This window comes from Acidobacteriota bacterium, assembly GCA_033549365.1.
In the GTDB taxonomy this organism is placed as follows: Bacteria; Acidobacteriota; Aminicenantia; order Aminicenantales; family Saccharicenantaceae; genus JAWSUF01.
This window is the reverse complement of the sequence record JAWSUF010000024.1, coordinates 1-10,063: the sequence shown is the minus strand read 5'-3', so window position 1 is coordinate 10,063 and position 10,063 is coordinate 1. Positions and strand designations below refer to the sequence as shown.

At 58.5% G+C, this 10,063-nt stretch carries 9 protein-coding genes; 3 read left to right on the top strand and 6 right to left on the bottom strand.

The features are described from left to right. On the top strand, positions 1-235 hold a 235-nt coding region (locus SCM96_15375; protein MDW7762006.1), incomplete at its 5' end, for a putative toxin-antitoxin system toxin component, PIN family. Between the two features lie 222 nt (positions 236-457). On the opposite strand, the gene SCM96_15370 is transcribed toward SCM96_15375, so the two are convergent. The 6 genes from SCM96_15370 to SCM96_15345 form a co-directional block, all read right to left on the bottom strand. Beyond that, entirely contained in the window at positions 458-3,637 is a 3,180-nt protein-coding gene (locus SCM96_15370; protein ID MDW7762005.1) for a UvrD-helicase domain-containing protein, read from the bottom strand. Beyond that, a complete protein-coding gene (locus SCM96_15365) occupies positions 3,634-6,750 on the bottom strand; it encodes a PD-(D/E)XK nuclease family protein (GenBank protein MDW7762004.1) in 3,117 nt (1,038 codons plus the stop codon). The genes SCM96_15370 and SCM96_15365 overlap by 4 nt, the downstream gene beginning before the upstream one ends. A gap of 127 nt (positions 6,751-6,877) precedes the next feature. Next, complete coding sequence (locus tag SCM96_15360) at positions 6,878-7,342, bottom strand: hypothetical protein (GenBank protein MDW7762003.1); 465 nt, start codon at positions 7,340-7,342, stop codon at positions 6,878-6,880. Between the two features lie 269 nt (positions 7,343-7,611). Continuing rightward, positions 7,612-8,559 carry a hypothetical protein gene (locus SCM96_15355; GenBank protein MDW7762002.1) on the bottom strand — a complete coding sequence of 316 codons (948 nt, stop codon included), beginning with the start codon at positions 8,557-8,559 and terminating at the stop codon, positions 7,612-7,614. A gap of 294 nt (positions 8,560-8,853) precedes the next feature. Then, positions 8,854-9,144: a hypothetical protein gene (locus tag SCM96_15350; protein ID MDW7762001.1), complete on the bottom strand. Its 291-nt coding sequence runs from the start codon at positions 9,142-9,144 to the stop codon at positions 8,854-8,856. 17 nt (positions 9,145-9,161) lie between these two features. Beyond that, the gene (locus SCM96_15345; protein MDW7762000.1) at positions 9,162-9,371 is read right to left on the bottom strand and encodes a hypothetical protein; all 210 of its coding nucleotides are present in this window, start codon (positions 9,369-9,371) and stop codon (positions 9,162-9,164) included. 252 nt (positions 9,372-9,623) lie between these two features. On the opposite strand from SCM96_15345, the gene SCM96_15340 reads away from it, so the two are divergent. Beyond that, complete coding sequence (locus SCM96_15340; GenBank protein MDW7761999.1) at positions 9,624-9,872, top strand: ribbon-helix-helix protein, CopG family; 249 nt, start codon at positions 9,624-9,626, stop codon at positions 9,870-9,872. Then, positions 9,869-10,063: PIN domain-containing protein (locus SCM96_15335; protein ID MDW7761998.1), on the top strand; the 195-nt coding region annotated here is incomplete at its 3' end. The genes SCM96_15340 and SCM96_15335, both read left to right, overlap by 4 nt.

The window sequence follows — 10,063 nt, the reverse complement described above, 5'->3', positions numbered from 1 at the left end:
GGAACTTCTCGATCTTTTCGCAAAAAGCCCGAACGTGCTTTTTACAGCGGAAACGCCCCGGCTTTCCGTCGTCCTCTCCGACCCCGCCGACGACAAATTTATCGAGTGCGCCGTCGCACTCAAGGCCGATATCGTCATAACCGGCGATGCGGCCTTGCTGAAAATCGGCGACTTCGCGGGAATCCGCATCATCAGCCCGGCCTATTTTCTCAAAGCGTATCCCCCAACGCCCTGAATCCTCTCCTGAGAGAAGAGACCCATCTTGAGCCGGGAAAAACCGGCGGCTGAGATTGCGGCATCTCATCACGCGTCCATATCTATGATCTGAGATCGACTGAAAAACCCTTGACATTAGTATTATTAGAGGAAGGAATCAGCCTCAACCGTCTCGTCAGCTCGAAGCTCAGCGAACTTTAAGAACGCCGATTATCGCCTCCCACCCCCCTTCCAGGCTTGGCTAGACTTTCATCAAATGTTTGGCCTTGACCTTCTCGCCTGTGATCCCGGTCCAAAATCGCGCGTAATGATCGAGCTGTCTTTCGTAGGCGGCCTTCCGCCCGGAGTCTCTCTCGAAATCGTCGGTCTTGAAGTCGACGATCACCCACTCTCCGTCTTCCTTGAAGATCATGTCGATCACGCCGCGGACGATCGTGCCGTCGTCCATCGTGGAGAGCGGGACTTCGAAGTATTTCTCCCTGACCGCCGCCATGCGTTTCCATAGATCGTGGGACATCGCGGTATCGACGGCCGCAAGGAGCCGCCCGATGTCCGAGGCCTTCAACCCATTCTCCTCGAGAATCCCCGCCCCGGCCGCGTCGAGCCGATCCCGCATGCCCCGGGCACAGTATTCGAGCGCCCGGTGCACGGCATTTCCCCAGCCGGCGCCGCTTCCCAACGCTTCTCCGCTGAAAATATCGGGTTTTTCCGCCATGTCCGTCACGGAGCGAACCCGATAGGATGCGGCCGTCATTCTCCGGATTTCCGCCGCCATCGTTTCCCGCTCGGCTTCCCACTCATCTCTCTTTATCGCAAAAAATCTCTTCTCCCCTGATAATGCGGGCGTCTCATCCAGGCTCGGGAGCTTCTCCACATGTTCCAGATAAGAATAAAGCGACTCCCAGGGCGTTTTCGACGCGCTGTCCTTATAAACACTGACCGCCAGAATGTTTTTCGCGCGCGTCACGGCAACGTAATCGAGCCGGTCTTTCTCGGCGTTTTCGTACTCCTTTTCCTCGGCCGCATGTGTCTCCCATTCGGCCGGCAACGCGATCAATTCGCTCGCATAGTCGCCCAACTTGCGCGTCACGGCAAAATACCCGCGGGATCCCGCCCCGGTCCGCACGATATGCCGATCCGGCTCATGCGAACCCCGCTGGGGCGAGGGATCCGCCAGGATCACGACGGGGGCCTCGAGTCCCTTGGCCTTGTGAAGGTTCATGATCCTGACGGCCTTCGACGTCGCCGGGAAAAGGCCCATCTCCTCGGTCTTCGACTTTTCGCGGAGATCGGCCAGATATCCGACAAGCTCGGCGAATCCGCAGGTGCTGTCCGGCTTCCGGCCTCTTAAAAGCTCGACGGCCTTGAGCACGTTCCCCGCCCGGCTCGACCCCATCTCTTCGGACATGGCCAGCGGAATCGTTCCGAGGTCCTCGACAATCATTTCGACGGCCGTCACGGGAGACTTCGATCCGGCGATCTCATGGTATCCGCGAATGCGTCTCAACGCCGCCCGGATGATTTCCGGCCCTTTGTCCTGTTTCCGGACATAAGAGAACGTTCCTCCGTCTCTCGCAAACTCATAAAGATCGTTGTCGCTCGCACCCACATAAAGCCCTCGGAGTGCGGCCGTGACCGCGACCGGATCCGCGGGGTCGGCCACGGCTTTGAGAATCTTGATGATCTCGTGCAATTCCTCCGAATCGCCGAAACTCTCGCCGCCGGATATCGCATAGGGCACACCGCGGGCCTCGAGCGCCTTGGCATAGACGGACAGGTTCTTTTTTCTCTTGGCGATGATCATGAAGTCGCCGGGCTCGGCGGGACACGACTCGCCGGGTTTCCCCCCGGGATGTTCGAGCCTGAGCCCGCCGTCGACGGCCCGGCGGATCCATTCCGCGATAATCTCCGCATCCGCGTCCACGATATCCTTGGCTTTGTTACCGTCCACCTTGGCTATCCGATTCACGAAGACGCCGCCCGGGCATGTCCCGGTTTCCGGCCGCACGGTATTGAGCGGCGCGAATTTCGCCTGATGCCGTGTGTCCCCTCCCGGAAAGAGGCCGCCGAACACCGTGTTCGTGATGTCCTCGATGGGCTTCAGGGAGCGGAAGTTCGTCGTCAGCTCGACGACCTCGCCCGCGCCGCCGCCGAAGATCCTCTTCACCTGGTTGTAAATGTCGATGTCGGCGCGTCGGAACCGATAGATGCTCTGCTTCGGATCTCCGACGAGAAAAAGGGCGCCCGGCTTCGGCTTCGCTTTGCGCCAGTCGGCTTCACCGTCGTCCTTGCCGGCAAGAAGCATCGCGATTTCGGCCTGGATCGGGTCCGTATCCTGAAACTCATCGACCAGGAGATACCGGATGCGGGTTTTGAACCAGGCCCTCACTTCCCGGTTTCCCCTGAGAAGAGCGGCAGTCTTCATGAGCAGGTCCTGGAAGTTGAGGGCGGATCGATCGCGGCGCCATTCCGCATAATAAGACGCGCCGCCGAGGGCGAAATCGACGAGCGGCTGATGCAGATATTCCCGCCACAACCGAACAGAGGGCGCAATGACGGTTTCCTGGAATTTGACGAAATCCTCCGCATAGCCCTTGGCCTTTAACTTATCGGGCCATCTATTCTGAGTGACACCCGCTTTTCTTCCGAGAATCTTCAGGATTTCAACGAAAAGACGGTCGTCTTCGAGATATTTCATCCCGATGAGGGTCGGTACTCTCCGAATGAGTTTCTGCAGGGCGTCCCACCCTTTCTCGGGCTCTTCACACGGCAGTTTCTTTCCCAGCTCCGAAAAATAAGTGCGGATATTTTTCTTCACCTCTGCGAATTCCGGCTTCTCCCGCCGCTCCCTGACGATCTCGATATCCGGGTATTTGATGAGTTCCTGATAGATATCTGCAGCCGACTGCGGTTCGATGTCGTTCTCGATCATCCAGCGCATCGCTTCGCTGTTCTCGAAGGCCTGTTTTTCGAGATACTCGTTCCAGACGTTTTCAGCGAAGATCCCGTCGTCTTCCTCCTCGATTTCCTCGAAGCCCGGGTCGATCCCCGCCTCGACCGGCCGCTCGCGGAGAATCCGGGCGCAAAACGAGTGGATCGTCGTAACCGTCGCCTGCTCGAATCGGGACAGGGCCTGCCCGACGCGGTCCTTCTCCTCTCTCGGCGCATTCCCGTCATTGAGGATCCGTTCGAGTTCGATCTGGAACCTCTCCCGAAGTTCCGCCGCCGCCTTCCGCGTGAACGTAACCGCCGCGATGTTCTCGATCCCGGCATGGCCGAAGCGGACAAGACCCGCCATCCTGTCGACAAGGCTTTTGGTCTTGCCCGAACCGGCGCCGGCCTCGACAAAGAAGCTTTTATCGAATTCCGAGGCGATTCTTCGCCTCGTTTCCTGATCGGGGAGCCTCATTTTGTCCTTCATTTGCAATCCTTCAACGCTTTCCAAGGCGCAAACTGAATGTTTTCGGGATTTTCGCTTTTTCGGGACATAGCTTCACGCGCCGCCTTCCCGCCGCAAATATCGGGATAGTCGCAATATTTACAGAGAGAGATATCCTTTTTCTTGTCATGATTCAGGATAAACGTACCCGAAGCGATAAGCTCCAGAAGCCTGTCCAAGGCAATCCGCCACCTTTCCGGATCGTCCGTCGGACGGGCGATGACCCCGTCTTCGCCGTCCTTCGTCCCCTTTTCCGTGGGGAAGATATAGCCGGCCTGGACGACTTCGGCCCCGGGATCCTCTCCGCTCGCCCTCAGCATCGTCTCGGCCGCTAAGGCATAGAGGGCATGCTGGATTTGTTCGCCTCCCTTCACGTAGTCCTTTTGATCATAAGCATGGGTGCCGCCCGTCTTGTAATCCCAGACGTGATAGCGCGACGTCCCGGGTTCCCGGTCGACCCGGTCGATTCGCCCGCGGAGCAGGATGTGTTCGCCGTCTCCGACCGGAATTCGGACCGCCTCTTGGCCTTCGCCTCCGAATCCCATTTCAACCTCGACCGGCTCCGTTCCGAGTCCCCTGTCGAGCTCCAGAAAAACACCGACATCCCTTCTGAGCTGAAGGCATTCTCTCCGGAAGACGTTGTCGCTCGGAGGCGGTTTCAGCTTTCGAAATGTCTCGACGGTTTCATCGAGGATCTTTTCGATGGCGGCCTTTCGATTTCCGGCCGCGGCCGCCTCTTTGGAATCCATCACCTCGGAGACGTATTCCTGGAAAACTTCATGGAGCAACGTGCCCCGTTCCATGGGGTCGAGCCAGACCCCGGGGTCTTTCTTCGTTTCCTCGGGTTTCCGGACATTGAGAATGTAAGCCAAAAAGTAGGCGAACGGACAGGCCGCGGCTTTCTCGAGCCTCGAGCAGGACATGACCACCCCGTTCTTTCGGGGATCGAGCTCGTGTCCCCGCGGATGGATGTTGCCGTCGTACTCCGTCAGCCGGTCGCCCGCACGCGCCGTCCACGCCCTCAATCCGTCGCGAATCCCCTGATAAACCTCTTTCACGGCGTCCCCGCCGTCCAGGAGAACTCCCTCCGAGACGAGTCTGGAAAGCCACCAGTCCGTGCCGTCAAGCGCGGCTCCGCCGCCCGAACCGCCTCCGAATCCAACCGGTTCGCCGATCGCGCCGAGCATTCTGTCGTAATCGGCGTCGGGCGCACCTTCCCTGATCCGGAAGACCTGGAGAAGAATCGACGACGGAAACGACGTCCGGTCTTCCTTGATATCGTAGGCCGAATAGCTGAATACCGCCTTCCCGCGAAGGCCGGACAAAAGCGCGGCCATATCATAAAGATTCCGGCTCATGCGCCCGGCCGAAAGCTCGAGGCTTTCCGAAATTTTCGCTCTCTCCTCATCGAGAAGCACGGGATCCTGGCCCGACCGCGACGGGAACTTGCCCTCGTCGAGCCCCACGACAAATGTCCGGCCGCGGCCCGAGCGGGCGCCCTGCCGGTAATGCGAGATATGAAGACATCCCGGTTTCGGCCACGATGCGCCCACGCGGATGCCGGATACGGCGTTCACGACCTTCTCCATGGCTCCGTCGAAAAGCATCGGACCCGGAAGGATTTCCTCCAAAGTCCCCAGGCGTTCCATCGCCGCCTTGATGAAGGCCGCTTCGTTTTCTCCGCCGGCCTTCACATATTTCCTGAGAAACTCGACGCAGCCTGCGCATAACGCGCCGAAGTCGATTCGGCCGTCACCGAGTTTCTCCGGGACCAGCTCGAGCAGATCATCGCACAAGCGCCGCAGACTCTCCGCATCATCCGCCCTCCGGCGATCTTTTTCGGCTTCGTCGGTCTCCCCTTCTTTTTCGTGAGCCGACGCCATGACCCGAAGTTTCTCGGACAGCACCGGCAGTACCTCCGAATACCTGACGCGTCCCCAGCCGACGCCCGACGTCCGAAGGAGGTGAGCCAGGACCGGGCCGCCCGGCCCTTCGTCCGGCGATGCTTTCGGCGGCCTGAACGCCGGCGATTCGAAGATGCGCCGCAGACGAACTTCGTCGAAATCCTCCTTGATCCACAGGAGAAATCCCAGCAGAACCCGTCCGGTCGCCGTCATGAAGGCGCCCACCCCTTCGGCAAACGTCGCCGGAATCCCGAGTTTTTCGCACAGGGCATAAAGAAGATCGGCGTAGTTTTCGGTGTCCGTATAGACGATTTCGGCATCGTCGACGGTCGCGCCTTCCGCGGCGATTCGCCGCAGGACCTCGCGGACTTCGTTCCGGCGGCCCAGGGCTCTGAAGATCTCGATCGTACCGTCGCGGAAGGGTGCCGGCGCATCCGCGCTCTTGAAGAGCCAACGGAGCCGTTCGACGTCCGTCCGGCATTCCGGCGCCGGGCCGGAGTCGTCCGTGGGCCGCATGCCGCGCGGCGGGGGGAGACCGCAGGCGGGGTCCTCGACCAAAACGACAAGATTCGACCCGCAGAGTGCATCGACGAAATCGCGCTCGATGCCGCACAGGACATAGCGCCGGGGCAGAAAATACCTGGGCTCCCCTATCTGAGGTCCGTTGCGACCAAGGATGTCCGCGGCGGTCGAGATCAGCCGGGCTTCGTCGTAAAGATTCCTTTTTTCGAGGGCATCCTCGACGCCGGCCAGAATGTGTTTCAGGTCGCTTTCTTTTTCCGGACTGATAAGGCTGCCGGCCGGGACGGCCGCGGACGAAACGCCGCAGATCCGAAGCTCACGGACCGTTCGCGTCAGGGCTTCGACGATCCCCTTGTTTACGGGGTGTTTCTGGAAATACCGAAGTTCGCCCGAGTCCGCAATTGTGTTGAAAACGTCGTCGACCACGGCCTGAAAGCCGGCGGGCGGAAGGGGCCGAAGCCCCTCGGCCGCAAGGACGCCTCCGGCGACATCCCGGGCCAGCGAGGTCAGAGTCTCGGCGCGGAAATTGATCCAAGGCGTCCCCGCCCGGACGAGGATTTCCAGGATGTGATGTCCCATCGCCCTTTCGGGAACGATGAGAATCTTTTCTCCGCGGGGGTGCGCTTCGGCGGCGGCTTGAAGCTCGGAGATCAAACGATTGACCGGCATCGCTCCCTCACTTTCTTCGGCATCAACCGTCCTCTTCTTATCACATTCCGATGCCGCTTGAACAGCAACCTCAACCCTCTCGTCAACTTGAAGCCCAGCGAGAATTTTAAGGCTTCAGGAACGCGTCTCAGCCCCGCTCCATCTCGGTCACCACGCGTTCGAGCTCATCAACCAGAGCCGGACGGTCCGTCATGCGCTTCCGGAAAAGGTCCACCACCGCCCTCACCTTGGTCTTGTCCTTCTCGAGAAACCTCAAGCTCAGAAGCCACGGCCCGGCAGGCCAGGGGAACTCCCGGTCCTCCTTCCGCCGATTGGGAAAGGTGCACGTCCCGGGGCACCGATTGATGATATTGTTCATATGCCAGTAAGCATTGCCGCCGGTATCGAAATAATTCCGCTTCGTTTCATAAAAAATGGACTCATCGCCGTGGTTTTCGATGTGGGTCGCCAATTCATCGAAGAGGCCCGCGTCGACCTTCTCGCGGACGATGTACTCGTGCGGCCACGTCCTGGCGTAGGTCTTGGCGAACGTCCAGGGCGTTTCGGCGATGAAGTCCTCGAGTCGCTTGGGAAGTTTCTTGTGATCGCTCATGGCCGTCCCCCTTTCTCCCGCATTCATATCAGAAACGAGCCTGCCTATCCGAAAAGCCGAGTCTATCCGGCGTTAGTATTATTAGGGGAATAAAGGCGATTCATGGTTGGCCTGAAAATAGACTTGATGTCCGCCGGCATACTCATTCTCGTTTCCTTCACCCGCATGAGACTCGAACGCGAAGGCCAAGTCTGTCCAAGATCTCAAGCTTTCGGCTCTTTCGCGGCAGGTCATCGCACAGAATCTCCGCAATAGCCAAGCCGCTTGGCTCAACATCGCTCCGCTTCCAGCAGCCGGCTGAGCCGTGGATCGGATACGCCGTAACTCACGACGGCAACATCAAGATCGGCATTCTTATAGAGGCCCAGGGCGCGGCGGAGTGCTTCGACAATCCAATCGGCGCTATTTCCGAATACGCCTCCCCCAAGCAGGGTCAGAAATACACACGGGTTTCCGGTCCGCTCCGTATTCAGGATTGCGGCGCAGATCGTCGCTTCGTAGGAGGCCTCCAGGACAAGCCGCGCGAATTCCTCCCAGAGATCCTTAACATGCGGCGTATAGGCGACCGGCAGGGCGGAGCCGTAGACTTGGGTCACCCTGTGCCCGCAACCGTCAAGGGTCACTTCCGTATCCCGCTGTATGCCGATGCGCAGCAACCGTCGCAACTCATCGCGCTCGCTCTCTTTCGATGACCGAAGCCGCTCCCTGATCTCCGTCAGGCCCTCGTGCGTTGCCAGGGCATAGCCGTTTTTCATGTCCCAGAGACGGCCTCCCGCATTTCCCAGAGCGGCGCCGAGATCCGCCAGGCAATCGATCTGATTATCCGCCGACTGGCCGACTCGCCCGTTGACCGGCGCAAAATAATTGCGATAGATCGTTCCCGCGCCGGCCGAAATCGCACATGCCGGCCCCTGGGTTGGATCGTTTTCATAAATCCCGACGCCCTGCTCGGGCGTGACGGCCGGAGACGCCATTTCGAGACAATTGAACTGGGACGCCGCCTGGAAAAGCGCCCCGGCATGTCCTGGATCGCTATGCAAGGTTTGGACGTCGGCGACCATTTCACGGACAGATGTTTTCCCGGCCGGCATTCTCCGCAATCGGACACGCGCTCTCAGTTCGTCCAGATTCGGCGTTTCCCATTCGCCGTAAATCCAGGACTTGCCGTTGATGAGCGATTTCAATCTGCGACCTTCGTTGGTGAGATTTTCGCGCACTCGTTGCGGCGATTCCTCAGCAAAACCTGTCAGTCTTTCAAACCAGGTCAAAATGTATCTCGCTTACGCTTTCCGACTCTCCGCCTTCAGCTTCTCGAGCGCCGATGAGGCCGACTCGATCACCCGCTCGCTCACGGCCTCTACGAACATGTCATGCTTCGGCCAGGGCAACGCCAGGATTCTTTTGTCCCGCGACCTCCTTCAACCTTTCTCTTCTTATCACATTCCGATGCTGCTTGAACAGCAACCTCAACCCTCTCGTCATCTCAAAGCTCATCCAAGGTGTCAGGTTTTTCAGGCTTCGGAAATAAGAGCGTTGAATTTCCCGAGAAAATCCCCTTCGAGAGCTGCGTCGAGCTCGCTCAGCCACAACCTGATGTATTTCTTATCGTATCCGGGATTCTTCAATAGGATGGACGTGATATCTTCGAGATCCCTGGCCCTCCCGGCGACAACCTTGTGGATCACGACATCCTCGAGAGCGGCGAAACGGACGGGAATATCGTCGAAAGCGACCGTCGTTGCTCTTTCGATGGCCTGCCGCTCGTAGGGCGAGAAGGAAAAAGGGAATGTGTCCGGCCGCAAGTTCGACCGCGATCCTTTTAATCAGATCTTTGAACATAGTTCGCGGCCCGTGCGATCCGAATCTTGACTTCGATCCCCTCAAGCGGATTCTTGGGCGGCAAGGTTCCAAGCAGGACGGCCTCTTCATAGAGGGCATCCAGAATCCGGAGATTCCTCTCGATATCGACCTTCTCGGCGGCCGTTCGAGCCGCCTCGAAATCCCGGAGTTTTTTGGAGTTTTTGACCATCGGTCCGCCGCTTTCGCTGTTATTTTATCACAGCTTGAGTCAACTATGCTATCCTGCTTTGGCTGCTGGATATTACTGATAATAAACAACTTAGATTTATTTCAGCCGAAAAAACGGCCTTTTTAGCTCTATTTCTTTTGTTATCAGTAATATCCAGCAGCCAAAGCAGACTTAGAAATAGAACGCGCTTGACACCGGCGACGAATAGCTATATTGTGTATACGTTATAGATAACAGGAAGACGAGAGGCTCATGTCCGATCAATTGATGATCCGCATCGATCCCAAACTCAAGAAAGATCTGGACCGTCTGTCCAGGGCCGAGGGCAAGACGACGAGCGGACTGGTCCGGGAACTCATCAGCGATTACGTCAAGGACCGCGACATCTCCGCGTACATCGACGGTCTCTGGGACAGGATCGGGAAGAAGCTCAAGGCCGCCGGAGCCACGCCCTCCCGCATCGCCAAGGCCGTCTCCGAAACACGAAAAGACCGCCGATGAAGGCCGTCATCGACACCAACATCTTCGTGTCTTCGTTCTTCGGCGGAAATCCCCGGAAAATCATCGACCGCTGGAAAACCGGAGGACTCACACTCTGCCTGTCCGCACCCATCCTCGAAGAATATGCGGCGGTTCTCCGAAGACTCGGCCTCGAGGGGGAAGACGAGCTCCGGGAACTTCTCGATCTTTTC